The 26,158-nt window shown below is 60.3% G+C and carries 22 protein-coding genes and 2 pseudogenes; 6 read left to right on the forward strand and 18 right to left on the reverse strand.

What is annotated here, in order from left to right; genetic code table 11:
* Positions 1–70: 70 nt before the first annotated feature.
* The 12 genes and pseudogenes from J4859_RS12565 to J4859_RS12620 form a co-directional block, all read right to left on the reverse strand.
* Positions 71–4,027 carry an acyl-CoA dehydratase activase gene (locus J4859_RS12565; protein WP_371812064.1) on the reverse strand — a complete coding sequence of 1,319 codons (3,957 nt, stop codon included), beginning with the start codon at positions 4,025–4,027 and terminating at the stop codon, positions 71–73.
* On the reverse strand, positions 4,028–4,282 hold the full coding sequence (locus J4859_RS12570) for a hypothetical protein (protein WP_212330242.1): 255 nt from the start codon (positions 4,280–4,282) through the stop codon (positions 4,028–4,030).
* A gap of 248 nt (positions 4,283–4,530) precedes the next feature.
* The gene (locus tag J4859_RS12575) at positions 4,531–4,914 is read right to left on the reverse strand and encodes an ATP-binding cassette domain-containing protein (protein WP_256436747.1); all 384 of its coding nucleotides are present in this window, start codon (positions 4,912–4,914) and stop codon (positions 4,531–4,533) included.
* 16 nt (positions 4,915–4,930) lie between these two features.
* Positions 4,931–5,098 (reverse strand): annotated as a pseudogene (locus tag J4859_RS17910) (ATP-binding cassette domain-containing protein); the annotation flags it as partial.
* A 184-nt stretch (positions 5,099–5,282) separates the two neighbouring features.
* The gene (locus J4859_RS12585) at positions 5,283–6,365 is read right to left on the reverse strand and encodes an ABC transporter permease (RefSeq protein WP_212330248.1); all 1,083 of its coding nucleotides are present in this window, start codon (positions 6,363–6,365) and stop codon (positions 5,283–5,285) included.
* Positions 6,366–7,010 (reverse strand): hypothetical protein, encoded by a 645-nt coding sequence (locus J4859_RS12590; RefSeq protein WP_212330250.1) that lies wholly within the window; start codon positions 7,008–7,010, stop codon positions 6,366–6,368. It abuts the gene before it with no gap.
* Positions 6,956–7,561 (reverse strand): hypothetical protein, encoded by a 606-nt coding sequence (locus J4859_RS12595; protein WP_212330252.1) that lies wholly within the window; start codon positions 7,559–7,561, stop codon positions 6,956–6,958. Before J4859_RS12595 ends, J4859_RS12590 begins: the two co-directional genes overlap by 55 nt.
* A 188-nt stretch (positions 7,562–7,749) precedes the next feature.
* On the reverse strand, positions 7,750–10,080 hold the full coding sequence (locus tag J4859_RS12600) for an MBG domain-containing protein (protein WP_212330254.1): 2,331 nt from the start codon (positions 10,078–10,080) through the stop codon (positions 7,750–7,752).
* Between the two features lie 16 nt (positions 10,081–10,096).
* Positions 10,097–11,533, reverse strand: coding sequence for a hypothetical protein (locus J4859_RS12605; RefSeq protein ID WP_212330255.1), 1,437 nt, complete (start codon positions 11,531–11,533; stop codon positions 10,097–10,099).
* Positions 11,534–11,592: 59 nt separating this feature from the next.
* Complete coding sequence (locus J4859_RS12610) at positions 11,593–12,297, reverse strand: hypothetical protein (RefSeq protein WP_212330257.1); 705 nt, start codon at positions 12,295–12,297, stop codon at positions 11,593–11,595.
* Between the two features lie 167 nt (positions 12,298–12,464).
* The gene (locus J4859_RS12615) at positions 12,465–13,109 is read right to left on the reverse strand and encodes a Crp/Fnr family transcriptional regulator (RefSeq protein ID WP_212330259.1); all 645 of its coding nucleotides are present in this window, start codon (positions 13,107–13,109) and stop codon (positions 12,465–12,467) included.
* 275 nt (positions 13,110–13,384) lie between these two features.
* Positions 13,385–13,873, reverse strand: a complete 489-nt coding sequence (locus J4859_RS12620; protein ID WP_212330260.1) for a pyridoxamine 5'-phosphate oxidase family protein — start codon at positions 13,871–13,873, stop codon at positions 13,385–13,387.
* Positions 13,874–14,493: 620 nt separating this feature from the next.
* Between J4859_RS12620 and J4859_RS12625 the strand changes: the two genes are divergently transcribed.
* The 5 genes from J4859_RS12625 to J4859_RS12645 all read left to right on the forward strand — a co-directional run bounded on the left by J4859_RS12625 (position 14,494) and on the right by J4859_RS12645 (position 16,876).
* Complete coding sequence (locus J4859_RS12625) at positions 14,494–14,703, forward strand: hypothetical protein (RefSeq protein WP_212330262.1); 210 nt, start codon at positions 14,494–14,496, stop codon at positions 14,701–14,703.
* A 162-nt stretch (positions 14,704–14,865) separates the two neighbouring features.
* Positions 14,866–15,048 (forward strand): hypothetical protein, encoded by a 183-nt coding sequence (locus J4859_RS12630; RefSeq protein ID WP_212330264.1) that lies wholly within the window; start codon positions 14,866–14,868, stop codon positions 15,046–15,048.
* 15 nt (positions 15,049–15,063) lie between these two features.
* Entirely contained in the window at positions 15,064–15,228 is a 165-nt protein-coding gene (locus J4859_RS12635; protein ID WP_212330266.1) for a hypothetical protein, read from the forward strand.
* Positions 15,229–15,568: 340 nt separating this feature from the next.
* Positions 15,569–15,808, forward strand: coding sequence for a hypothetical protein (locus J4859_RS12640; RefSeq protein ID WP_212330268.1), 240 nt, complete (start codon positions 15,569–15,571; stop codon positions 15,806–15,808).
* Between the two features lie 3 nt (positions 15,809–15,811).
* A complete protein-coding gene (locus J4859_RS12645) occupies positions 15,812–16,876 on the forward strand; it encodes an ATP-binding protein (RefSeq protein WP_212330270.1) in 1,065 nt (354 codons plus the stop codon).
* Between the two features lie 127 nt (positions 16,877–17,003).
* Here J4859_RS12645 and J4859_RS12650 read toward each other — a convergent pair whose 3' ends face one another.
* From J4859_RS12650 to J4859_RS12680, 6 genes and pseudogenes are all read right to left on the reverse strand, one after another.
* A complete protein-coding gene (locus J4859_RS12650) occupies positions 17,004–18,533 on the reverse strand; it encodes a chromate transporter (RefSeq protein WP_212330272.1) in 1,530 nt (509 codons plus the stop codon).
* A gap of 324 nt (positions 18,534–18,857) precedes the next feature.
* Positions 18,858–20,018, reverse strand: a pseudogene (locus J4859_RS16420) (PLP-dependent transferase).
* A 123-nt stretch (positions 20,019–20,141) separates the two neighbouring features.
* The gene (locus J4859_RS12665) at positions 20,142–21,806 is read right to left on the reverse strand and encodes a sulfate adenylyltransferase subunit 1 (protein ID WP_212330278.1); all 1,665 of its coding nucleotides are present in this window, start codon (positions 21,804–21,806) and stop codon (positions 20,142–20,144) included.
* A complete protein-coding gene (cysD, locus tag J4859_RS12670; RefSeq protein WP_212330280.1) occupies positions 21,806–22,801 on the reverse strand; it encodes a sulfate adenylyltransferase subunit CysD in 996 nt (331 codons plus the stop codon). Before cysD ends, J4859_RS12665 begins: the two co-directional genes overlap by 1 nt.
* Positions 22,802–22,916: 115 nt before the next feature.
* Positions 22,917–23,231, reverse strand: a complete 315-nt coding sequence (locus tag J4859_RS12675) for a ferredoxin family protein (RefSeq protein WP_212330282.1) — start codon at positions 23,229–23,231, stop codon at positions 22,917–22,919.
* Positions 23,212–24,921 (reverse strand): adenylyl-sulfate reductase subunit alpha, encoded by a 1,710-nt coding sequence (locus J4859_RS12680; protein ID WP_212330284.1) that lies wholly within the window; start codon positions 24,919–24,921, stop codon positions 23,212–23,214. The genes J4859_RS12675 and J4859_RS12680 overlap by 20 nt, the downstream gene beginning before the upstream one ends.
* Positions 24,922–25,189: 268 nt before the next feature.
* On the opposite strand from J4859_RS12680, the gene J4859_RS12685 reads away from it, so the two are divergent.
* Entirely contained in the window at positions 25,190–26,143 is a 954-nt protein-coding gene (locus J4859_RS12685; RefSeq protein ID WP_212330286.1) for a LysR family transcriptional regulator, read from the forward strand.
* The last annotated feature ends 15 nt before the right edge of the window (positions 26,144–26,158 follow it).

Below are 26,158 nucleotides of genomic sequence, written 5' to 3' on the forward strand. Positions count from 1 at the left end.
CCGGCAAGCAACCTACTCGCCGCCATGCACCTGCGGGCAAGCGACAAGCAGCCCCTCGTTGCTCGACGCCTCACACGTAGTACACGAACGAGCTGATCTTGTCGTCGATGCTGGCGTCCAGCGCGCCGTCGAAGGTCACGTGCATAACAGGGTTCTCGAGCCCCGCAGCCGCTTCCTCCAACTGCAGGATGATGTCCGTGTTCTCGTACATCGACGCCAGGGCGAGCACGCCTTGGGCGACCTCAGAAGCGAGCTTTGTCTTCGCCGCGCGATAGCGTGCGTTTGCCGCTCGCAGGCTTCCGACCATGGCATCGGCTGCCGGCACAAGCGAGCTCGCATCGGGCTGGTACGCAGACGCCCTGCCCAGCGCCTCGCACACGGCAGCCATCCGCCGTGCCACGCCCCGCAGCAGTTCACTGTCTTCCGCCTGCTTCGGCGCATTGCGGTTGCGTTCCCGAAGCGCATCGCTCCACAAAAACCAGAAGTACTCGGCTGCCGGCATACGCAGCACGCATGTCCCCGACGCCTCTAAGCGGACAAGCGCACCCGCGTTCAGGTTGTCATCCCACACGAGCGGCCATTCCCCCACGGCCAGAACGCGCTTGCGCGCATCGTTCACAGCCGCGTCGCCGACCCGCTGTGCCTCGCGTACGACTGCATCGAACGCACACCCGGCCTCAAGCAGCCGCCCGAGCACCGCCTCGCGCTCACCCGCGTCCGCAGCCTGCGCCACATCGGCCGCAAGCAGCGCGTCGAACAGCGAGTCCGGATCCGGTACCCGGTCGATCAGTGTCTCCAGTCGCGGCGCCACGATCGGCGCCTCGCTTCCGCGCGCATCCAAAATGCTTCTTATCACGCGGTCGTACTGTCCATCGGCATCAGCACCCTGACTCGACGGCAGTAACAGCTGCAGCGCCGTCCGCTGCGCATCGTCCACCGCGTCGAGCGCCATGCCCAGCTCGGCGGAGAATGTCAGGTACTCCTTCGTAGTCGAGTATTTCTTGCCGCGCGCGATCGTCTGCTGTGTCGCAGGGTAGCGGCGCACGTCGAAGCCGCGCCGCTCAAGCACGGAAGCCACCGTGCGCGACACCGTGCCGAATCCCGGCATGGCGACCGGTACGCCCGGATCAAGCATACGCTCGTTCTGGTCGACGGCCTTCACAGCGAGCGGCAGTGCGGACTCGTCTTTGGCCTGGTAGTGGTCAAGGCTGTTCAGAAACGCCTCGATGCGCGTGATGACGCCCACCTTCGAATAGTGCTCGTCCACCTCGATCTGCAGGTAGGGCTTGCCACCCATCTCCTCGGCCACCAGGTGCGAGAGCATCGTGTCCGGCCCGCATCCGTGGTTGGTGAGGTACACGGCGAACAGGCGCGGGTCGCGGCGGATCAGCTTGATCGCAGACAGGATATGCTGCCCAAACGGCCAGTACATATTCGGGTAGTCATCCTTCAGGTCCAGGTCGTGCGCGTGCAGGTGCGATATGGTGATCACCTTCTGCCCACGCTCGATCAGCGCGTCGGGGATGCCCGAGTTCAGCACCGCGTCGGAGATGCCGTAGTTGCGCGTGATCATCACCAGCACGCGCTCGCCGGGCGCAAGCGATGTGAGCAGCTGCTCGCCGGCCTCCTCGGTCTTGCGCGTGAATTCCTTGACGGCGAAGCTGCCGGCCAACATCGCGCGCGCCACCTCGCGCGGCTCGCGCCCCAGCTCGGCACCCAGGTTCAGCATCTCCTTCGCTATGGCCTGCTGCCCGAAATCCAGGTCGAGCAGCGGCGAAAGCAGCTTGATACCGCGCCTCTCCAGCCCGAGCTCGCTGGCAACGAGCCGCGGTGCCGTGTGCATGTAGGGACAGCCGTAGTTGTGCGCGACGCTCGACTTCACGTGCTTGATCGTATGGATCGACGGCATGAAGATGTAGTCGACACCGCGCTCAGCCAGCTGCAGCATGTGCCCGTGAATCAGCTTAACCGGGAAGCACGTCTCGCCCTGCGCGGTGCACTGGGAGAGTCCCACGATCTCCTCGTCGGACATGTCGGAGATGACTACGTTGAACCCGAGCTGCGTGAAGAACGCGTTAACCAACGGGAAGAGCTTGAAGATCATGAGGCACCGCGGCACGCCTACAGTCTTTTTCGCGGGGTCGATCTTGCCGGTGTAGTCTTCAAGCATCAGCTCCTCTCCCTGATGGAAGAAGGCGCGGTTGCGCTCGATTTCGGCGGCGTCGACTCGCTTCTTCTTGGCACACCCGCCCGAAAGGTCGAACCCGCGGAACGCCGTCTGATCGACGCCGGCCTCCCAGGCGAGCAGTGCCGCACCAACGGCGCCCGACACCGCGAACCACGGTGACACCGTGACGCGGTCGCCGTAGATCTGCTTGAACGCAGCCACGATGCCCGCGTTGTAGTTCACGCCGCCCTGCAGCACGATGTGGTCCCCCACCCGCTTTGTGCCCACGACGCGATGCAGGTAGTTGCGCACGATCGATTGGCAGAGCCCAGCAGCCACATCGCACTTCGCGGCGCCGGCCGCAAGGGCGGAGTTGATGGACGTCTCCACGAACACTGTGCAGCGTTCCCCCAGGTCGACAGGCTGTTCGGACGAAAGCGCCAGCTCGCCGTAGTCGTCGATGGCTATCCCGAGACGCGCGGCCTGCTCCTCCACGAACGACCCGGTGCCTGCCGCGCAGATCTTGTTCATCTGGAAGTCGACCACCTGGCCGTTCTTGAGGCTGATGTACTTGGAGTCCTGCCCACCGATTTCGAACACGGTGTCCACGCGCAGGTCGGCCTTCGTGGCAGCGTGGCCCTGCGCGGTGATCTCGTCGCGCACGATGTCAGCCCCCACATACTCTCCGATCAGCGACCGGCCCGAGCCGGTGGTCGCCACCGCGTCCACGCGGACCTTACTGCCGAGGCGCTCCCCCAAAGATGCCAGGCCCTGCTCCACGGCCGCCTTCGCGTCGCCGCGCGTGCGTAGGTACTGCGCGTCCAGAAGGCGGCCCCGGGCATCCACCAGCACGAGGCTCGTGCTGGTGGAGCCAACGTCGATTCCCAGCGCGCATGGGGTGACGCCCGTCTCATCCACCAGCCACGGCTCGGGCAGGACCGTGTACCCCAACCCCGGATCGTAGTCCAGGGAGGGCAGCGCCTCAAGGCGCGGCAGCAGCTCGACAGGCGGGTGGTTCTCGAGCACCTGGGTCAGCCGCTCAAGCGTGACTGGCTCCTCGCACGACGCCGCATGCAGCGCCGCACCCGCCGCCTGAAAGTACAAGTTCGCTCTCTCGAGCAGGAGCTCGCCTTCTCCCAGCCCGAACACCTCGCGCACGGCGCGCACCACGCCCTCGTTCAAAAGCACGCCGCCCGCAAGCGCTACCGGTGCCTGCACAGGCAGGTTGCGCACGATGAGCGCCTTGTAGCTCCTCACCATCGCGTAGCACAGACCCAGCAGGATGTCCTCGGTCGGCACGCCCTCCTGCTGCCGGTGGATGATGTCGGTCTTGGCGAACACGGCGCAGCGCCCCGAAAGTCGCGGAATGCTCTTGGCCGCACCCACCATGCCCGAGTAGTCCTCGATCTTCATCCCCAGGCGGTGCATCTGATCTTCGAAGAACGCACCCGTGCCCGCTGCGCAGCCGTCATTCGCGGAGAACCGCGGCGTGCGACCCGGCCCGACGCCTGTCACGTACAGGGCCCGCTGACCGCCCACCTCGATGATCGAATGGGCTTCGGGCGCGAGCAGCTCGGCACCCAGTGTAACGGCCGGGACGTCCTCGAGCGCAGCCTCCGGACACCCCAGGGCCTGGCGCCCTTGTCCGGTGACACCCCAGCCCGCGCATTCGTCGGGCCGCAGCGTCTGAGCGGCATCATCCAGCACGTCGCGCAGGCAGGCCACGGGGTCGCCCTCGTGGGAGCGCATATCACTGAACAGCAGGGGGCACACCGATCGCTCGATGGAGTCACACGAGACGGCCGCAACCTTGACCGAGGACACACCTATGTCGATTCCGAACGTGTACACGGCGTTCACCTACAGACCGCAGCCCGTGCAAGTCGGCTCGCTGCCCTCGGGCAGCACACCGCCGTTTGCGCGGTACGCGTCGTATTCGGCCAGAAATGCATCTTTGTCGAGATGCTGCAGCTGCACGACGTCAGTGAACGTGACCAGCTCGGCGATGGGGTTCTCTATCGAGAACGGAAATCCCTTGTCGGCAAGGAACTGCCCGAACATCGGATCTTCGATCACCACGTCGCGCATGCACTTGGTCATATCGATTTCAGCCATGGTTGTCCTTTCGTTGCGCGCCTGGTCGGGCGCATTTGTTAGCCTTAACTAATTTGTTGGCACCATTGTCCGACAGCGAGGTGCGCTGTGCTGTTGCTACAGTCACACTTCGGGAGAATTTCCCAAGACGTTGCTCTCCCGTTGAAGTTGGGTCGCCGGGATGCAACGTCGGGGACGGCATAGGCGGCTTGATCCGGAGAGCGCGAGCCACCACCTACATGCTGCGCCCTATCCCATCAACTCAGCCATCAGCACTCTCTGCACGCCCAGAAGCTCTGCATCTTCCTCCCCATGGGTGGAAACAAGAAGCGTGCCCCATCGATGTAGCGCAGTATGAACTCGATCGTCGTGCGCCGTGTGGCGGTGTCCAGCCCGGTGAACGGCTCGTCCATCACCACCATCTTGCTGGGGAACGCCATCGCACGCACGAGCGACACACGCCGGCGCTGGCCACCGGAAAGCTGTATGACCGACTTGTCTAGGCAGCGTTCGGGCAGGATCTCACTCAGCATGTCGCGCAGACGGCGACGACTGGCACGCCCGGGTATGACCAGTGCCAGGTTCTCCACCGGCGTGAGCACGTTGCAGAGACGGTCTTCCTGGAACACGACGGACACGTCCCCCCGCGACAAGCCCGCGAACACTGCCACCGTCGGCGCGCTCCAGCCCCAGCAGCACGCGCAACAGGGTGGTCTTGCCGGAGCCCAAAGGCCCCATGAGACAGTAGACGCGCCCCTTCTCGAATGTGAAGTTCACGTCGTGCAGAACGCGCTGTTGCCCGAATGATTTCTCGATATGGAGCAGCTCCACGCTCATCGTGCGCCTCTCTCATCGTCCTCGACGCCTAAAAGCCCGCCGAGCGGACGGCCCGCCAGCTTCAGCAGATGCATGAACAGCTTCTCGAAAGCCTAGGGAAACGATGATTAATGCCCATGCCGGCTGTGAAAGGCCACGTGGCTGATCCTCTTTGGCACATTATTGGGAATTAATCATCGCTTCCCTAGCTCATGATCATGACGACCACGGTCCAGGCGAACAGGTCAGGCGTGTTCAGATACGTGCGCGCCTGCGCCATCTCCTTGCCGATGGACGGCTTCGGCGTAGCCAAGGCCTCAGCCATGATGCCGCTCTTCCAGCTCATGCCCAGCGCCAGCTTGCTGCTGCTGGATAAAAATGGCATGAGCGCTGGGCGGTACACGTACAGAAACGTGCGCCACCGCGACAGTTTGTACACGCGCGCCATCTCCAGCATCTGCGGGTCCACGTTCTCAAGACCCGTGAGCATGTTCGTGTAGATGAGCGGCAATACGATCAGAAACGAGAGGTACACAGTCAGCGCCTGGTTACCCACCCAAATCAGCAGCATGATGATGCTGACCACGGGAATGGTGCGCAGAAGCGAGACGATCGGTTCCACGAGATCGTGCACGATGCGCACCCGGTACGCCACGAGCGAGAGCAGGATCCCCACGACAAATGACAGCAAAAATCCCGCCGCGATGCGCAGAAGCGACGCGCCGCACACCGCCCAGAAGTCGGGCTTCACTACCTGCTCGGCCAAAGCTTGCGCCACACGCACGGGTCCTGCCAATACCAGGCGGTTGCTCATGACCATGTCGAGCAGCTGCCATACCAGCACCCAAAACACGATGATGGCGCCCTTCTTCAGGAAGCGCCTCCTACCCGCGCATGCCTCGTTGACCGCGGCTGCCTTCTGCGCGCACCTCTCCTCGTCGAGGATGCGCTGCGCCTCCCGATCGTCCATGAGCCCCTGGGACCGGGCCACACGAGTAGCCTGGGAGCGCGGCACACCGAGCGACGTCAGCATCGCCAGAATCTTGTCGATGCCCACGCCGTTTCCGGTCGCCATCTTCATCATGGAGGCCATATACTCGTCGGCCAGACCGTCCTTGCGGATTATCTGCGCCATCATAGCGAGACGCTCCTCAGGTATCCCCGTCGCCTGTGAGATCTCGGACAGGGGCACGATCGGAGCGGTTCGATCCTGCGCACCGTTCACATCGGAGCAGCCCGACGCCGACCATACCTTGCCGAGCAGGCGTTTGATGCTACTTGAATCCATCTACTGCTGCACCGCCGCTTGCGCCTGCTCTTTGCCGATCGCGTCATCGTCGATTGTGCCGGTGAACGGCAGATAGTAGAAGTCCTCGCCGGGGATGGCTCCGCCCACCAAATCAGGGTTGGCGGCATACAGCTCGTCGATGAACCCGGAAAGCGCAGCGCGCATCTCCGTGCCAGTCAGACACGTCAGGGCGATCTGCGGCATAGCGTCGGCCGCCACGCTGTTGTTCATAAACGTCCCCAGCTCTTCCTGCAGCGCGGCCGCCTTGTCCATGTTCTCGAGTGTCCATTCGACCGACATGCCTGACATCTGCAGGTACTCCACTACAGCCTGCTCGTGCTCCTCGAGAAAGGCCCGGTTCACGATCGTCGTCGTGGTGATGGCCTGGCTGCCGGTATCGGCGAACGCCTTGTTCCATTCGGCGGTGATGCTTACAGGCACGTACAGCGGCTCCACCATCAGCTTCGAAAGCGAGACGAACGGCTGCGGAAGAATAGCCACACAGTTTTCCTCCTGCTGCATGAGGTTCGGCACCTCAGACGGCGTCGCTTTAAACTCCAGCATGAAGCTGTCCTCCATCCCGGTCTTCTTCAGCAGTGCCTCGACAGTGTACTCGGGCGTACCGCCCTCGCCGTAGCCGTACACGCGGCGTCCGGCGAGATCGAAGAGACAGTGGTCATGACATACAGAACGCCGAGGTTGTTGACGCTGATCACCTGGTAGCTGTTCTGCAGCTCCTTGTTGTTGTACAGGATCGGCCCGATGTTGCTCGGCAGGGTGGCGATGTCGAAGTCGCCCTGATTCAGCGACGCGGACAGGCTGATGTAGTCCACTCCATCCACCGTGAACTCGAAGTTATTCTCGGTCTTGCCATTCTGAACAGCCAGCATGAATTGGGAAAGCCCCATGGAAGGCGGCCCCATAATCAGCCCGACGCGCACGTCGCACGGGTCGGCGCTACCCATGAGGTCGCGCTCCTCCGGCTGCGAGCTGAAGTCTGACGACTGCACCTGTACGGTCGGTTCGCCCTGCATCGGCGAGTAGCCCGCCATCGTAAGCCCCACCGACATCACGGCCACGCCGCCGAGGGCAAGGAACGATCGCCTACTGAAAGATCTACGCATTCTAAGCCCCCCCCTCTTGCGGCGCTTGTACGCCACCAGGATGCCCGCCACCACGGCTGCCGCAACAAGCACAACCGGGATGGCGACCATCGGGTTGGCGCCGCCGTCACCGCCCTCGGTCGGAGAGCCCGCGACCTTGCTGTTGGGCGATGTGGAGAGAGCCAGAGCCGTCCTTTGCCGCGCCTATCTCACCGTCCAGAGCGGCAAGCGCGTCAGCCGCTGCTTCGTCGGCAGCCTCTTCTCCGCCCGCAGCCGTGCCCTCAGAGCTCTGGCCTTTGATGAGGTTCTGGACGGCCTGGGTCAGAACGCCGCCCGTCTGGGTGGGAGCACCGTTGAACACCACTTCGAAGGTGACGGTCCAGGTGCGGTTTGCCACTCCGCCGATGATGGTGCTGGCAAGCGAGCCCAGGGTGACGTTGGCCGTAGCCGTCTTCGCGATCGTGCTTGCATCGTTGAGGATACCCAGGTCGACCGTGATGCTCGTCAGTCCACCCTCGTCGTCGTATGACGCGTCCACGATGTTCAGCCCAGAGAGACTTCACGTGCATGATGCGCGACTGGATGACGATGGGAACTACTACGTATGCGTGCCCATCAGGCTCGACGGTGAGCGTGGCGTTCTTCGACACCGACGTGCTCGGCGGGAAGGACGTATTCGTGAAGTGGGGTGAAAGCGGAAGGCCCGCTTCGCTCCTGTCGACCCAGATGTTGGCGGAAACCGTGTAGGTGCCGGCCGCGAGGTGACCGTCGACAGAGGAGATCTTGTCACCGATGTCGGAGCCGGACAGGCCCTCTCCGATACCACCGCTGAAACCGTTGCCGGCGTTGCCATTGGAGCCGCCGGCGTTCACGCCGTTGCCAGAGTTGTTGGTGCCGCCGTTGTCGGAGCTACTGGAACCGCTGTTGTCACTGGTGCTATTGTTATCGGAGCCGTTGCCGTCCTGCACGAAGGCAGGAAGCTCGGTGCTGTCGGATTCCTTGGAAAGACTGTCATAGCCGACCGTGAGCACAAGCGCCGTGTCGCCGGTGGGTGCAAGCTCCTTGTCAAGCGGGACGGCGTACAGCACGCTGCCCTTGAAGGTGAACGTCGCCGTGCCGGCACTCTGCCCGGCGGGCAGCTCGGCCGACATCATATGGATGCGATCGGTGCGCTGGTTGTACGAACCGTTCCAGTCGCCACCGCCTGCGGTGGGGGCCACGTGCTCGGTGTGCACGTTGGCGAGCTGATCGCTCGCACCGAGGTCCTGCGTCGTGAAGATGGGGTTCTCGATGGGCAGCACGAGTGTCCGAGTCCCATCCGCCGCGACGATGAGCTTTGCGTTCATGCTGAGCGGCTTCGAGGGGATCTGCGCCGTCACCTTCGCGGGGTCGTTCTCGTCGATTGTGGGGCCGAAGGGGTTATCTGGGCTGTTCGCATAGACCGTGAGCCCCGGTACGAGCGGATTGAACTGGCCTGGCATAGCGAGGTTGGCCGTCACCGTGTACGTGCCCGGCTCGAGCTTCTTCGCCGTCTTGACCGTCAGCGTGCCACCCACGTAAGCGAATTGGTAGTTGTCGGCATTGCCGCTCCTAGGCGTGATCTCGTAGGTGCCTTCGTCGAAGGAGTCCGCGACAGAGGCGGTCGGTGCCTCGTAGCCGGCCGCGGTGCTCGCATCCTCACCATTGACGAACCCGTTCACATCCACGGCGAGCGCCGGGGTCTGGCCAACGGTGATCGTCCTGCTCTGATAGGAAGCGGTCAGTATCGCCTTGCCGATGCTCCAGGTCAGCACCACCGGGTCAGCGGTTCCATCGGACCACACATAGCCTTCCTTCAGCATGGCGATCGTCGTGTAGGTGCCGGCGTTGGTCGCGCTGTTGGAGACGAGGTCGTAGCCCCCACCTTCGGCGACGCCGATCTGCTCCATACCGTTGTAGACCAGTCCGGTCGCCGTCGTCGGCTTGCCGACCGGGGTCTCTGCCGGCTCCACCACCACGAGGTAGGCGACTTCGGAATTGTCGGTGAGTGGTTTTACCTCCATCGTGAGATTATCCAAGCCCGAAGCGCCTACAGCGGAGCGGTACATCAGAGTGACGAAGTTCGAAATCTGTACGTCAGAATCGTTGAGTGAGACCTGAGCGTATCCATCGACGACATGAGCGCTAAGCCTTCTGACTGTTTGCACAGTGCCGCCATGCGTTCCGGTGACGGCATACACGGCCACGTCGTCGCTAGAAACGGGAAGCGACACGCCTAACGGATTCTTACCTGCCGTAAACGTATAATCGATACTTCCAAATCCACAGAGGGGAGCGCCGATTTTCCATCCATACGTTTGCCTGCCACCCACGATTGCCATGGCGAAGGCACCTTGCACATGAGACGACGCGAACGTGCCATCGCTCGATGCGGTTTCTGCGACTTTCTGTAGGAAGGCATCAGGAGCTTCCATCGAAAACACACCCTCAACATCGGGCATGAATGCATCCAGCAACTCCCCTCCAGAAACGCCCGGGTAGTCCCTGCTGAATATCTGTTCTTCGAACGATCCATCAGTGGAATACGTCATCGACGCGCCGGTGGGAGAATCCACGACCGTGCGCGTGTACAAATAGGCAGAGGCGCCCTCATGGTTCCACGAAAACGAAATTCCCCAGGCTGATTGCGGAGAATGTGATGGCTCCAAAATCGAATGTTGGGCTAGCTGCGATCAGCTCACCATTCGCAAGCTGATATACCGTCCAATCGTTGGCGGAAGCGGGAACCGTCACCGATGCCGAAGTTTTGTCGTCGAACTGGATGCTTTCTCCGTTGGCGACGAGATTGATTTTGTATTGGTCGAACGTTGGAGTCGAAGCATAGTGTTGTGCGAGACCGAAGACGGCGGCATCGTGATCGGCACCCGACTCGACCTTTTCAACCTTTAGCTGTGCGTTTTGAAGCCGAGCGATGGTCGATGCTTCCTTATCGGCAGAAACCGTAACGCTGATACCAGTTGCAGCATCCGTGTACGTTTTCTGAAAATCACCGCTGACCCGCTTTTTTACATTTGCCAGGTCGACGCTCAGGTCAAGCGACGTGATAGACGGAGAGTCGGCGTTGGGGAAGAACGTTCCGAGGGTGATCGCGTACACTTTCCAGTTGGCGAACTGGTAGCTGCCCGTCCAGTTGTTCAGGTTTACGGTCACCTGCGAAATGCGGCTCGTGATGCCTGCCGAAGCGAGATCTTTGTTGTACTGCTCGTCGTCGGTTTTCGTCTCGATCGGCTGTGTGACAACGTTTTTAACGGTTACGCTGTCGCTGCTCTCAACGTCTTGAACGGTAAAGACGGGGTTGGCTAGATCGACCGTAAGGGTGTGGGAGCCATCCGCCCCCAACACCAAGGTTGCGTTGTCAGTCACCGGCGCAGACGGAATGCCCAGTTTTCCGCCGATTCCCTCGGGGTTGTAAGGGCTGGTTGTGTACCCAGGGAAACCGAGTGGGGTCAACATGGACACGTTCGCGGAGACGGTGTAGGTTCCCGCTTCCAACTCCGCGCTGCTCGCCGGAAGAGTGAAGGAGCTGTCCGATTGGGCTTCCGGCAGCATGAGCTTCTGTTCCCGCTGCTCGCTCACCAAGGACGATTCCGGGCTGAGCCCGGAATTTTTGGCTGTGTCCTGGGTTACAGAAGACCCCGATTTTTCACTGGATGCAGCCGCAGCTTCGGGTTGCACAGCGGTGTTGGAATCCGTACCGTTGGGATTCGGCTCTGCGCTGTTGGCGCTATCGTTGCTACCGGTGGTCGCCAGCTCTGCCGCTTCCGCCGAAGCCTCTGCACCCGAGCTATTCGCAGGGGTATTGGCGGCAGCCTCGTCAGTGCTCTTCTCTTGCTGGTCGGAAAAGTTGGCAGCGTTTGAAGCGTTCGCCTGATCGACAGCCGCACCCGCGGTGGAATCCATCTGCTGAACCGCAGCGGGTTCGAGAAGACCGGTTGCACCGTTTTGGCTAGCGGCAAAAGCGGAGCTTGGCACCATGGAGAACGCCAACACGCCGGAAAGCACAAAGCCCAGCACCTTCGAGCGCAAGGCCCTAAGACCCCCGTGAATCCTAGGCCATTCAATCGTATTTTTTCTCATCACTTCCCCTACTCGAAAGTTAAGATACACAGGTTGCCCACTCGCACCGAACAGGCCGTTCGACTTCCCTTGCAACAATTCGCTCTATTGAGCATTGGATAAATCGACCGCCAGATGCAGGTCCCACGCCTTGTCGCCCCTATATAGCGGGAATGTCGCATATTCCGCGCAGGTGCTGCAATCGGCCACCGAAGAGCCCCGGCGAAGTTCGTCACATCGAATGTAATTGAGGAAATCCTCGTACTATACGGAGTCGAGGAGAGCGGAAAGCTGGGCGCAGTCCAAGTCGTATCAGACGTGGAAAGCACCAACACTGTTCCGTCCGTTGAAGAGGAAGCAATCGAACGCACGCCAAACGTGTTATTGACCACCGGCACCGTCAGGGTCTTCTTGCCGTCAGCGTCGACCACAAGCGTAGCGTTATCCGACACTGGTGATGTGAGTTTGTGAGTTGGGGGATTCCCGGAGTTTGTAACGTATGCGTTTTTACCAATTGGAGTATCTGCTGCCGCCACATACAAATTCGCCATGACCGTATAGGTGCCGGATGAAAAAGCTGCTGCAGCAAATGCCTCCTCAGGCCCGAAATCCAGCGCATCATTCAGACCTGACGAACCCAGCCCTGTTGTCACCACCGCCGCAGTACCAACCGCCCCTGCAGCGACCTTCAGAAATTCGCGCCAGGGGACCGATATTGCCTTGGACTCGTTCATGAGTTCACCTTTCCCGCTAAGCTCGCCTACAGACGTCCGAGCTTCCAATAGTTTTCCATAGCTAACTTTACGGAAACAGACACCTAGAGTTGTTGCTGCGGCAGCGTATGAGAAAAATTTTCTACTTTTTCGGGATACGGCGGGTACGAAGAGGGCGACCGAAACGACTAGTTTTCTAAGAACGAGCGATCGACGATATTGATCGTTCCGCCATCGAGCGACACGATGCCCTCGTCCCGCAGCCGCCCGAGCTCGCGGGAAAGCGCACTACGGTCGGCACCCAGATAGCGCGCCAGCGACGTGCGGCTTTGCTCGGCCATGGTATCTTTGGGGAGCATGCCGCTCTCACGCTGAACCAAGTACAGCTTGATTCGATCACGCAAACGCTTCTGCGAAAGCAGCTGCAGCTTGCGTACGAGCAGGGTATTCTTCCGCGCAAGCATACGTACATTGTTCGCCATGATCACACCCACGTAGGGTGTTTCGCGCATGACGCGCCCGGTCATCATGCGATTCATATCCAGCCACAGCACGCGCACGTCGGACGCGGCCTGGACCTGCACGATGCTCGGGTCTCCAGCGCACGCCACAGCCTCAGCGAACATTCCACCCCGCCCCACCATGGTAATTGTAGACGCATTACCGTCATCATCGTAGAAATCGATGCGGACGTACCCGTCCACCACGACGCCCATTGCCTCCGGACGCGATCCGAGACGCAGCAAAAGCTCCCCCTCGAGATAGCTCTTTTCACGAACCTTCAGCTTGACCAGGGTTTCCTCGTACAATTCGCGAGGAACGCCATCCAGCAATCCGCTAGATGCAAGAGATTGCGCTATTCTTTCGTCCATTCTGTCCCACCTATCCTGTGTACCGCTAAACGGAAAGAAAAGCAGACTCGCGAGCGAGCTGTTGTTGCCGCAGTAACACGGTCACCGATAGCTTCATAATTGTTAGCTTATACTAACACTGTTTTCACAAACGGCGGGTTGAGGGGTCGAATGATCCGGGTTGGGCGGTTCTATATCGCTGGTTTGGGAGTTTTGTAATTGCCCACGTGCTGCAGAATCTGCGAGGCTGCGGGCTTCTACATCCCCGGCTTGAGGGGCTTCCGCTTGCCGGTCATCTCAGTGACGTCGAGGCACCAGACGACGGTGCGTGGAATAGCCGCCGGGTTGTAGGGCGCGTCACCTTCGGGATGGTACTGAGCCATGATCGCGTCGAGCGCGCGGACCTTTTCTTTCTCGTCCTCGATCATGCGCACTGTGCCCTTGCCCATGACCGACTCATATGCGAACGTGCAGTATCCGCGCTCGCGGGAGTACTGCAGCTGATGCCCGCGGTCCATCTCGAACGCGGCCCGCGCATCGCGTGCGACCAGGTCAAGCTTGTGGCCCTCAAGCGCGCTGTGAAAATACAGCGTGACGTGGTCGCCGTCCACGCCGACCGCGAAGTTCACAGGCACAATGTACGGCGTGCCGTCCGTGTCGTTCAGCGCGACGCGGCACACGTCGCACCCCTTCAAGACCTGCACGATCTCGTTGAAGTCAGTAATCTCGCGGTTGCTCTTGCGCATGCGTCCTCCTTAGGTGTTGTCGCGCACATTCTACGGCAACCCGTGCCACACCCGCCACGCACAAGGATAAATGCATGAAACCTGACAAATACCGGAGTGGGATCAGACGACCATTGCGAATTTCCGTTCGCCTCAGAGAGCACCTCGGCGATGGCCTCTAAGCTGTAATCTTCTGGTAGACAACTGGACGCAAGTATCCTTTGCCCAGATGCCCACCCAACACCACCTGTAGATTTAAGCCATGAGATGTCAGTGAGTACAAGCAAGGCAGAAGAAGGCAAAGTCCAAGTCGAAGCTTCCCAGGCAGTATATAGATGAGTAGCACTTAAAGGCTACCAGTGCTGCGGCAAAGCCAGGCAGGCAGACCTAAAGAAAAGCATCAGAGCGTGCGCCAAGAAGCTTGAGATCAGCGATAAGACCTTAGATGAGTGGGCCGTCAAGTACGAAAAGATCAGGGAAGCTCACCTAAGCCAGGGCCGAAGAGCAAAAGAAGCCAGATAAGACGTTAAGACGCATCTCGCTGTTAGACCAGGATTGACCTAAGAAGGGCCCAAAAGTGTCCGGGCCTTTGCCTACAATGCATGTCGTCAAACAAAGTCATCGAGGATCAAAGGGCCCGGATGGATCCAATGATACTGCAGCAGATCGAAAAGATGGGGATCGCCGAGAAGCGCGAGCTCCTGGAGAGGCTGAAGGCACTCATAGCCAAGAAGATGGCAGGCTCTGCCCTTGCGGGAACACCCAAGAGGTGCCCGAGGTGCAAATCGCTCAGTTTCTATTGCAAGGGCCACGACGCGTGTGGCCTTAAGAGATGGAAGTGTTGCTCGTGAGGCAAGACCTTCTTTGTAAAGACAAGATCTGTCCTGGCTATGTCAAAGCTCACGGCCACCACATGGGCCGCATATGCAAAGGGCACGCTTGCAGGCATGACGCTTGAAGGAGCTTGCGAAGAGCTGCCATGTGAGCCTTAAGGACATTGTGGTTCCATGCGCATGAGGCTCTTCGAGCTGCTGCAGGCCGCTCTTGGCGCCTTCAGGTATGGACCCACCGTCTCCTGCCAGGCAGACGGCCTCTATCTCGACGAATCGCTTACAGGCAACAGGGCAAGGCCCAACATCCAGATGCTGAGAAAGGTGCACACGCACGGCCATGTTGTGCATTGCTGTGGCATATAGAACAAGAAGGTCTGCGTGGAGTGCTGCGCGAGTGACTTAAGCGACGAATATGCCATCCTTTGCGGTAGGGGCAGGCCCGAGGACGAAAAGCTCACAGATGCCCTTTCAGGTATCGTCGACAGCTTATGGGTCGCCACTGACGACCATGCAGGATATGCGCGCGTGGCTCTCCTCGCTTAGGGTCTTCAAGCACACGGCGAGCTCGGGCTCGTCAATGCGATGCAGCGAAGGCTGCGCGAGTTCCTGCTTTTTCCCATGGGGTCTTCTACGAAGTGGTTGGGGCACTTGTCTTGTCTGCTTTTTGTGGATAGAGCAGGTAAGGCATTCTGAGCGGGAGAAGAAGGATATACTCTCAGGCCAGCTTGCAGGAGGCAGGTATGTCCATACCAGGCGTGCGCTCATAGACATAGAGCAGCCCTTCTGGAGCTATTGGAAGGACAGGGGTGCCAGGTCAATCATGGTCTAACAGCGAGATCGCAGAATACTTTGGCGGAACCGCTTAGACGAGGAGCGCTGCATAATGCCGGACAGAAATCTCATCGAGATAGGCGTGACTGTTGCACAGATGGCAGTCGGCATGCATCTCTTCGCGAGCGGCGTTTTAAGGAGGGAGCATCTCCTTGTGAAGCCCCTTCTAGCCGGCATTGCCCTCCTTCTTCTCCTCATGGCAGCATTCCCGATCTCCAGCGCCAGCCCCAGACTTGTTCATCCATCAGGCTACGATGAGCTGGCAGAAGCCATCCTTATCGCTCTGTTCTAGTCTTTGGCGCTCCTTGCCTCTGCCCTCTTCATCCACTCCTTCCGGGATGCAGGGCTTTGGCCCACCATCTACTGTGCTGTTGCCGGCTACATGCTCCAGAACCTCTCGAGCGGCCTGGCAGATGCCGTCGAGCTCGCACCTACCATCGCAATCGAAATTGCCCTCTGCGCCGCCGTCTATCTTGCAGCATGGCCGCTGCTTGTCCGTCCTGTCCGCAAGAGTGGCCTTGCCGCCTCGAGCGACCAGGACACCCTGGCCCTTCTCGCAATGATCCTCTTTGCTGTCATCCTCTTCGATATGGTCAACAAGGAGCTGGCAACCCTTTCCGTGCCTCTTTCCCTCCTTCTTGCCCTGAAGCTCATCCATGCCATCGTCTGCGTCGCCCTTCTTGTCATGGGCTTCGACTTCCTCATAGCCAGACGCTCGAGAGAAGAGGCTACGCTCACCGAAAGCATGCTGGCGGCGGAGCGACGCCAGTACCAGCTGTCGCGCGAGAACATCGATGCAATCAATGTGAAGTGCCACGACATCCGCCATCAGATCTGCCATCTCGCTGATGGCGGGAGCTCAGTCACAAGGCAGGCGCTCGACGAGCTCTCCCATGAGGTAGCGGTCTATGACACGCAGGTCAGGACCGGAAACGATGCGCTCGATACAATCCTTTCGGAGAAGGGGCTCATCTGCGAGAGGAAGCAGATCCCGTTCCGCTGCATCGCCGATGGCGACGCGCTTTCATTCATGCAGCCGGTGGATATCTATGCCCTCTTCGGAAATGCCGTGGAAAACGCTATTGAGGCATCGGAAAGCCTTCCCCCGGATCAACGCGATATCTCGCTTGCCGTGCGAAGGACCGCTGGCATGGTATCGATCCATATCGAGAACAGGTTTTCTGGCACGGTGAGCTTCGGAGCAGACGGGCTTCCCTCCACGACAAAGCAGGACAGACAGAACCACGGGTTCGGCACGCGAAGCATCCTTCTCACGGCTGAGCGCTATGGCGGAACCGTTGCCATGAAGGGAGAGGAGGGCGTGTTCCACCTAAATGTCCTGATTCCGCAGCCAGAATAGCTGAATTCCTGGATGGTACGTTATCCAGATATCTGCATCATCGCTCTTCAGCATGGCACAGCGCCGCATGCTTTGATGGGGGATGCGGCGCTGCAGGTGTTCCAGACAAGTGTCTGCAGGCTAGCAATCAGGCAATCAGCGCAAGGCCATTCATTGCGGCAAGAGCCACGCCCACGGCAATCAGGATCAGCTTTCCGAGCGAAGCCTCATGGGCGCGTGCGGCCCAGCCCACAAGCGCGAGGATGGCTGCGCTCACGGCAAGCACAGCCGGCACGCCGAGAGAGAGCTGCTTTGCCGCTTCGACATTGAGCGAGACCATCATCACGGCAATCGTAAGCAAGATCCCTCCGATGACAGGACGGATATAGCGCCTGATGGCATCGAAAGCCGGAATCTTCTCGAGCCGGTCATAGGCATAGTAGGCAAAGAGGAAGGTGAGGCCGGAGATGCCGACACCGATGCCGAAGCCGGCGACTGCCGTGAGCAGCGCAGCGGCGCTCCCCCAGGTCTCGCCGACCAGATAGCCGACACCGACAAGGACCTTGCAGATGATGGATCCAGGCATGGCATTGGATACCGTCACGACCTGCCCATAGTAGGCAGCGTTCGAGACCATGCCGGAATCCACGAACATCCCCTGCCCAAATGCCAGGTAGGCATCGCCGCCTCCGAAAGACATGAGCACCGAGAGCGCCGAGCGCGCTGCGAACTCGAATGCCTGGGGGCAGACGATGAGCACTGGAATGATGCAGGCTGCGATAAAGGCAAGCCAGGCAAGCGCTTCATGGGGAAGCTTCTTGAGAGAGCCAGAATCTGATCTTTCAAGGGCACCCGATTCATGCGCGCTCGCAGCGAGTCCCCAGGCTGCAAGAGCGACCATGGCAGCCCGCAGCACATGGGAAGGCAGAGCTCCCAAGCTTGCGGAGAATGCACGGGAGGCCAGATATGCGCCAGCTACAGCGAGTGCCGCTGCCATGCGCAGATGACCTTTTCGGCCCTCGGCCTTTCCCCGCGTGAAGAGCACCGCAAAGAAGAAGGCACCTAGGACATCGAGCGTCGAGACCCGCGGAAGCGTGATGCTCCCCAAGCCAAGCTCGCCTGCAATCTTTGCGATCTTTCCTCCGCAGGTCATAAGAAACGAGGTAGCAAGAAGTGCGGTCGAGACTGCACGGGAACGTGTGGCTGCCCGCCTTCCGCGGATCTCTCCCACTGCATAGGAGATAAGCACATAGGCGATGAGCATGCTCACACCTACCGATGCCATATGCATCTGATTGATTGCGGTGGCGGAAGCCGATGAGAAGAGCGAGATGAACACAAGTGCAAGGAGCGCTCCCGGAAGCCCCATGCCCACAGCTCCTACAATCATGCCGGGGATTCCGGCAACCTTGCGTCCTACGCCTGATGCAACCTCGACCGGAAGGGCACCGCTCGTGATATTGGCGACAACGACCTCGCGGTCGAACTCTTCCTTCGTGATGAGGCCATCGCCTCTGACGACCTCACGCTCAATGACAGGCACGAGCGCATTGCCCCCGCCAAAGCCGATGAGGCCTATCCTTGCCATAGACGCAAACAGCTTCCCGCACTTGGCAATACGGCCCGAGCGCGCACAGACCTCGCACGCTACTGTCGAGATGTCATATACGGTATCCACGCGCACCACGCTCCTCAGGTATCCAAAGCTGCAGCGTCCCGACTGCGCCCATCCCCTGCTTCAAGACTGCATGGCTGGTCTGGCGCTTTCTTTAAAGGTAATCGCGCCGGTAGGATTAAAGAAGGCACCGGATTCCCGACGCTAGCGTTCGTCCTGAGCGAACCTTGCAGGATTCAGTGGCAGTAAGCTCCTGGCATCTCTTGAGGAAGCTGCCAGGACCGCATGCCTTCATTGCATGCAGTCCTGGCCGTAGTGCATATTGAACTGCTCAAAGGCTTGGAATCATGCTGAGGCCTTCGGCAGCAACAGGGCAATGACGGAAGGCTACTCTTCAGACTCAGCAGGCAGTTTGCCCAGCGCCTGGTCGAAATCGGCAATGAGGTCCTCGCAGTCTTCGATGCCGACGCTGACGCATACCAGGTCGTCATACACCCCGGATGCAAGCTGGGCTGCCCTGTCAAGGTGCGCCGCATTCGTCGTTGCCGGATGGACGGCAAGGGTGCGCGCATCGCCGATGTTCGAGACAATCGATACGAGGTCAAGGCTGTCAAGCATGGCAAATGCCCGCTTCCTGCTTCCGAGCCTGAGCGTGAGGATGCCGCCATACCTGTCTTTGAACTGCCTTTTGGCAAGCTCATGGCCCCCATGGGAAGAAAGGTCCGGATAGCGCACCTGGAGCTCCGGTACCTCGCCAGAGGATGCAAGCTCATCGAGATGGGCTGCGAGCCTAAGCGCATTGCTGCAGATGCGGTCCATGCGCAGATCGAGCGTCTCGACACCTATCTGCATATAGAAGGCCGTCTGTGGCGCCATTGCAGCACCGAGCGCAGGGCTGACATCGCTTCTGAGGCTCGGGAGGATAGCGAGCTTGCCAAAGCGGCTGAACTTCGCCAGGGCAGGCTAGCGCTCGAAGTCCCAGGTGAAGCGCCCTGAGACCGTGAGCGTGCCTCCAATAGAGTCTGAGAAGCCATTGATGTATTTGCTCGTGGAATGCACGACGAGGTCGACACCAAGATCGATGGGCCTCACGAGGCACAGCGTCGCGACCGTATTGTCGATGAGGAGGGACACGGCGTGCCCGTGTGCCACACGGGCGATTCCCTCGATATCCGCAACATCGAGACGCGGGTTTTCTATCGTCTCGACATATGCCACCTTGGCGCGAGGAGCTGCCTCCTCGAGAGCGGCAGCGAAGTCGTCTGGAGCAGAGCTCTTCGCGAAGCGGACCTCGACGCCGAGGCGGCCAAGCACGAAGAGCAGTTCGACCGTGCCTCCATAGAGCGCAGACGCTGCCACGATCACATCTCCCGCCTGGACGAGGGTCATGAAGGCTGCCGTAAGCGCACCCATGCCCGAGGCATAGGCCACGGTCGCTGCTCCACCCTCGAGCTGGTTCACTGTACGCTCGAAGGCGGCAACGGTCGGATTGGCAACACGCGAATCCAGGCTTCCTGTTGGCAAAGATCTCAGCCTGCTCCTCTGCACTCGCAAACGAGAATGCGCTCACCTGCGCTATCTCAGGAAGCGTCGCCCTGCTTGCGTTGGGCGGTGCCCCTGCTGGATGCAGGATCCGCGTCGTGAGGCCCTGCTTTCTGGGCATTCCTCCGGTCATAGCGAAGCGCCCAGATCGGCCGCGGCATCGGAAGCGCTCATGCGGCGCACATAATCCGCAATGGCGACAGGATCTGTTCCGACCTCCGCCTGCCATCCACGGAACACGAGGTTGTCCGAGCGCCTTGGCAGCGCATCGTGCACTTCAGGCGCAAGCGCCAGAAGGACGGTCACGCCGGCACGGTTGAGATGTGCCACGACCTCTGCCGGATGAGATTCGGGGCCAGGCTGATAGAGATAGGCGTCCAACCCCTCGGCGACAAGGCGGTGCTCGATATCCTTCACCTGGTCGAGCGTGAAAGTGCCGCTCTCTGCATCAGCTGCTGCGCCAGATGCAAGCGGGAACTCGACGGTTATACCGGCATGGCCCTTGAGCACCATGCGGAGGTGGCTGTCTGCCGAAGATCCTTGCCCTGCATCCTGATCGTCGACACGCTCCACGACACCACAGGCGCTTGTCGCGTTCGTGATGCGGTCGATCAAGATCAGCTCGCCCATCGTGCGATGGCGCTTGAACTCGTCCACGACGATAGGCTCCGTGAAGGCGAGCTGCACGACCGCAATCTCGTTCTTCGAGAGCCTGTCAGCCTTCTTGCGCTCGCCGGTATTCACATCGATGGCATAGAGGATGCTCGTGAGGGCGCCGGGGATCTCCTTCGTACCAAGGAGCACATAGAAGTCGCGGCCCAAAGAGAGCGGCTTGTCATCCATCCACAGGACAGTCGCCAGCACGGAAGAGGCGACCTTGAGCCCTGCCCCGCGCTCCAGGACACAGCCGCGCGACACGTCGACCTCTCGATCGAGCTGGATCGTGGCTGGATCTCCGAAGCTGGCCTTTTCCGCAGGGCTGCCTGCCACCAGGATGCTCTTCACATGTGCATGCTCGCCGCTCGGCAGCACTGTCAGCTCGTCCCCGACAGAAACCTCGTCGGCCTCCACTTGGCCCTGGAAGCCACGGAACGTATGGTCAGGACGGCTCACGCGCTGCACCGGCAGATAGAAGCCCTCTCCGAGAGATCCGGTGTCTGCATCGACCGTCTCGAGATAGCCAAGGAGCGGCAGTCCCTCATACCAGGGCGTATTCTTGGAGCGTGTCGTGATATTGTCGCCTTCGGTGGCACTTACCGGAATGAGCGTGACATGCGCAAGCCCCAGCTCATGCGCAAGCTCATGCACTTCCTGCTCGATCTCGTGGAAGGTCTCCTCGGAGTAGCCGACAAGATCCATCTTGTTGATCGCAAAGACGAAGCTGCGGATGCCGACGAGCGCGCAGATGCGGGCATGGCGGCGAGTCTGCGGAAGAAGCCCCTTCGAGGCGTCAACGAGGATGACGGCGAGGTCGGCGAAGCTTGCACCGACTGCCATGTTGCGCGTGTACTCCTCATGGCCCGGCGTATCGGCGACGATGAAGCTGCGGCGGTCGGTCGTGAAGTAGCGGTAGGCGACATCGATCGTGATGCCCTGCTCGCGCTCGGCAGAAAGGCCATCGAGCAGAAGCGAGTAGTCGATGGCACCGCCACGGCTTCCGACCTTGGAGTCGAGCTCCAGAGCGCGTGCCTGGTCGGCATAGATGAGCTTCGAATCGTACAGCAGATGCCCGATCAGCGTCGACTTTCCGTCATCGACCGAGCCGCAGGTGATGAACTTCAAAAGATCCCTCATCAGAAATATCCCTCCAGCTTGCGACGTTCCATGCTTGCAGAGCCACCGTCCTTGTCGATGACACGGGTCGTGCGCTCGCTCTCCACGGCTGCGAGCGTCTCGTCGATGATCTCGTCGAGCGTCGATGCGGTGCTTTCCGTGGCGCCCGTGAGCGGATAGCAGCCGAGCGTGCGGAAGCGCACCGAACGTATCTCTGGCTTCTCGCCCGGCTTGAAGCGGAAGCGGTCGTCATCGACCATGATCAGCTGTCCGTCACGCTCCACGACCGGACGCTTGGCTGCAAAGTACAGCGGCACGATATCGATGTTCTCCTGGCGGATGTAGAGCCAGATATCCTTCTCGGTCCAGTTGGAGATCGGGAATACGCGGATCGATTCGCCTTTGTTGATATGGGCGTTATAGAGCTTCCACATCTCAGGACGCTGGTTCTTGGGATCCCAGGCCTGCTGCGCATTGCGGAAGCTGAATATGCGCTCCTTGGCGCGCGACTTTTCCTCGTCGCGCCTGCCGCCGCCGAAGGCCGCTGTGAAGCCGCCTTCGCGCAGAGCCTGCCGCAGCGCCTGGGTCTTCATGATGTCAGTGTAGGCGCTGCCGTTGTCGAAGGGGTTTATGCCCTGGGCGACACCTTCCTGGTTGATGTACTCGATGAGGTCCAGACCATAGCGGCGCATCACGCGGTCGCGGAACTCGATCATCTCATGGAACTTCCAGGTGGTATTCACATGGAGGAAGGGGAAGGGCGGCTTCTCCGGATAGAACGCCTTGAGGGCCAGGTGCAGCATAACGCTCGAATCCTTGCCGATCGAATAGAGCATCACCGGCTTCTCGCACTGCGCTGCCACTTCGCGGATGATGTAGATGGCTTCCGCCTCGAGCGCATCCAGGTGGGGCGAGCGCTCGGCATCGGGCTTGCGAGCGATGTCCTTGTGGATGTTCTCCAGCTCCTCCTCGCGTGTCAGCGGACGCTCGTCGGCGCGTCTCTGCTCTTCTGTCATCGTGCCTTCCTCTCCTTGCACGTATCTCCTACGGCTTCATCGATATCCCGCAGGGTCTCCGTGCGCAATGCATAGTCACCGATACATCTTGCTTGCGCCCCTGTCATGTGTCTGCTCAGTACGCGTTGGCCTGTCCTGAATCGACGTCTATCTCATCGATGCTGTCATCGAGATGCACAAAGCTCCAGCTGCTGTGCGTTCCCGAACGCTTCACATGAAGTGTTGTGCCTCTGCCTCCTGCGTCAGCTCCGAGAAAGTAGGCAATGGCTCCAGCAGGACAGGCCTTGAGACAGGCCGTGCAGCCCCAGCAGTCGCGCGGTCTGCGCATCCATGCAGGTCCATCTTCATCGAGCTTGATGAGGTTGCCGGGGCAGACGCGGACGCAGGCGCCGCAGCCCACGCATGCTGCCTTATCGATCGAAATGCTCAAGATGCTCGCCTCTTTTCACCAGCGGACGCGTGAAGGTCTCGATGTGCCCGTCTCTCATGCGCGAATTCACATAGCAGGCAAACGACTGGTCAGTTCCTGGATGGTCCGCATTCTCCGCGAATGCATGCCAGCGTGTCTCGCGGCGCGCACCAAGATGTGCAATGAGGGCGCGGCAGACGACAAGTCGTTCGCGCAGCTCGTAGATGCGCAGAAGATCGTCCGTGTCCTTGGCGCCAAGGCCATCAACGAGCGGACCCAAGCTCTCCGTCTGACGCTTCGCCTGGGCAAGCCCGGCTTCGGTATAGCGATAGCCCGAGGAAATTCCTCCTGCATAGCGGTCCATCGCCGTCTGCATGGCCTCCGCGAGCTGGTCGGCATCGAAGAGAGCCGCCACCGCAGGATCTCCGCCTGCAAGATGGTATTCATAGCCGCAGACGATATGATCGGCCTGGGGCGACAGGACATCGTCTCCCGCCGGCTCTCTCTTGGTGGCATGCGCTTCGAGGTAGGCAAGGGCGCTCTCAGCTGCAATCTGGCCTTCGGCCAAGGCGCCGGTCACATATTTCTGTGGAGCGCCTCCGGCAACGTCGCCTGCCGCAAAGAGGCCTGGCAGCGTCGTTGCACGGCTCTCGTCGATCCAGTAGCCGCTTGCGGTGTGGCCGCCTACGACATAGGGCTCTGTTCCCTCGATCTCGACATCTACCTCGTCGGGACCGGCGCCTGCTTCCATCCAGCGCAGCGTCTGCGCGGGAGACATGTTGAGATAGGCATGATAGAGTTCGCGCTCGGCCTCTTTTCCGATGCCTTTCGTCCTGAGCACGCAGGGACCCCGGCCTTGAAGCGTCTCCTCGACGGTTCCCCAGACGCGCTCACTCGTGCGCAGCCCATATTTGTTCTCATAGACCTCGCCCAGAGCATTGACCTGCGGTGCATGGACGCCCTGCGCAATCGTGCCCGTAGGTGCAATCGTATCTTTGCACCTCAGCGCAATGAAGCGCATCTCGAATGTCGTCATCTCGGCGCCTGCAGCAAGCCCCATTGCATAGCCGGCTCCGGTATCGAACGGGCAGTACCACATCTTGTGGCGGCTGAAGCCAGGATTGTTCGGACGGTAGAGGCCGGAAGCCCCGCCGGTCGACATGATGACGGCACGGGCATGGAGCTCATAGGCGACATCAGACGTGACCGAGAAGCCGACGGCATCTGCGACCTTCCCATCCTCTACGAGAAGGTCCGTCACATCGACGTGCTCGAGCACCCGCACATTGGGCTGGCGGCGCGCAGCACGGGCGAGCAGGGGCTTTATGTTCTCGCCATTGATCTTCACATTGCGTGTCCCGCGTTCTACATAGCTGCCGTCAGGATTGCGCAGATATACGAGGCCTTCATCTTCAAGCGCATGGGCGCAGTCATTGAGCCGCTCGGACATCGAGATCAGGAGATCCCAGCGCGCAATGCCGCCCGCATCGTCCATTGCATAGTCGGCATAGAACTCAGGCGTACGGCCCTTCGTGATGTAGGCATTGATTGCATTGACGCCTGCTGCCAGGCATCCCGAGCGCTCGATGCCTGCCTTGTCCACGACGACGACATCCACCTCGGGATGGGCACCCAACGTGCGTGCAGCGAAACAGCCTGCCGTGCCACCACCTATGACAAGGACGTCTGTATCGATTCTGACGCGCCGCATCCTGCCACCTCTCATCTGACCCGCGCGAGGGCGCAGGTAAATCTGCTTCGTTACAAGACATTAAAGGGATGTCGTTAGGGCATGTAAACAATCCGGCAGTGTCAAAGTTTCCAACAGTAGCGTTCGCTTTTACCTATATAGCTATTTTTCAGGCATTTCGCTGATCCATAGCGCTCTCTGTCCAGTGAGCGCCGCCAGCGACCACGTTGCAGAGAGGCGTCAAAACAATACGATGGAAACATATGAAAGCAGGCAAAGGAGGCCTCCATTGCAGCTCCAGCAGCTCCGATATCTGATCACAACCGCGGAGTGCGGATCGGTACGCGCAGCGGCCCAGAAGCTCTATCTGTCGCAGTCGAGCCTCTCCGTTGCTATCCGCGATCTCGAACGCGAGCTGGGAATCACGATCTTCAAAAGGACAAGCCGCGGTGTCAGCCCCACCGATGAGGGGCTCGAAGCGATCAGCTACGCGCGCCAGATCGTGGACCAGGCAGACCTCATGCTGTCGCGCTTCGCCGAGAATGGCGAATCCGAAGTGCGCTTCGCAGTATCCTCACAACACTACGAGGTCGTTGTCGAGGCCTTCGGCGACCTGCTCGATGCCCATGCCGAACGCGCCTGCCGCCTGACGCTGAGCGAGACGAGCACCATCCAGGTGATCCGCGATGTCCATGACCACAGGAGCTCAGTAGGCGTCATCTACCTCAACGACTACAACAGGCATGTGGTCGGGCGTTCGATCGAATCGAATGGCCTCGAATTCAGGCCGCTGTTCATCGCACGTCCGCATGTGTTCGTCCGTGCCGATAGCGAGCTGGCGAAGAAGGCAAGCATCAGGCCTGAGGAGCTATCTGCAATGACGCGCTTCGCGCATCTGCAGGGCACTGAGGGCTCGGCCTACTTCGCAGAAGAGCCGCTGGCCGACCTCCCCTGCCACAGCCATGTCGCGCTCAGCGACAACGGATCTCTGGCACGGCTGCTTTCCGAGCATGATGGATACAACATCGCGACAGGCATCTACCCATCTGACCGGGGCATCGTGCCGGTGCCGCTCGAGACTGACGAGATCATGAAGGTCGGCTATCTCATCCGCCAGGACGCTGCGACAGATGCCCTCAGAGAGGAGTTCCTCGATCTCCTCTGCACCCACTGCGCTTCGCACGAACCTATGATCAAGCCCTGCGACGAGGTGCTCGAAAGGACCGGACGCCTTCAGGCCTGATATGCCATGCATCTG

This window comes from Atopobium sp. oral taxon 416 (genome assembly GCF_018128285.1).
GTDB lineage: Bacteria > Actinomycetota > Coriobacteriia > Coriobacteriales > Atopobiaceae > Olsenella_L.

Bases quoted from the DNA above. Each gene is read 5' to 3' on its own strand.
- J4859_RS12570 (WP_212330242.1), bottom strand. From the start codon at position 4,282: ATGGCTGAAATCGATATGACCAAGTGCATGCGCGACGTGGTGATCGAA.
- J4859_RS12585 (WP_212330248.1), bottom strand. From the start codon at position 6,365: ATGGATTCAAGTAGCATCAAACGCCTGCTCGGCAAGGTATGGTCGGCG.
- J4859_RS12610 (WP_212330257.1), bottom strand. From the start codon at position 12,297: ATGAACGAGTCCAAGGCAATATCGGTCCCCTGGCGCGAATTTCTGAAG.
- J4859_RS12620 (WP_212330260.1), bottom strand. From the start codon at position 13,873: ATGCGCAAGAGCAACCGCGAGATTACTGACTTCAACGAGATCGTGCAG.
- J4859_RS12625 (WP_212330262.1), top strand. From the start codon at position 14,494: ATGGATCCAATGATACTGCAGCAGATCGAAAAGATGGGGATCGCCGAG.
- J4859_RS12630 (WP_212330264.1), top strand. From the start codon at position 14,866: ATGAGGCTCTTCGAGCTGCTGCAGGCCGCTCTTGGCGCCTTCAGGTAT.
- J4859_RS12640 (WP_212330268.1), top strand. From the start codon at position 15,569: ATGCCGGACAGAAATCTCATCGAGATAGGCGTGACTGTTGCACAGATG.
- J4859_RS12665 (WP_212330278.1), bottom strand. From the start codon at position 21,806: ATGAGGGATCTTTTGAAGTTCATCACCTGCGGCTCGGTCGATGACGGA.
- cysD (WP_212330280.1), bottom strand. From the start codon at position 22,801: ATGACAGAAGAGCAGAGACGCGCCGACGAGCGTCCGCTGACACGCGAG.
- J4859_RS12680 (WP_212330284.1), bottom strand. From the start codon at position 24,921: ATGCGGCGCGTCAGAATCGATACAGACGTCCTTGTCATAGGTGGTGGC.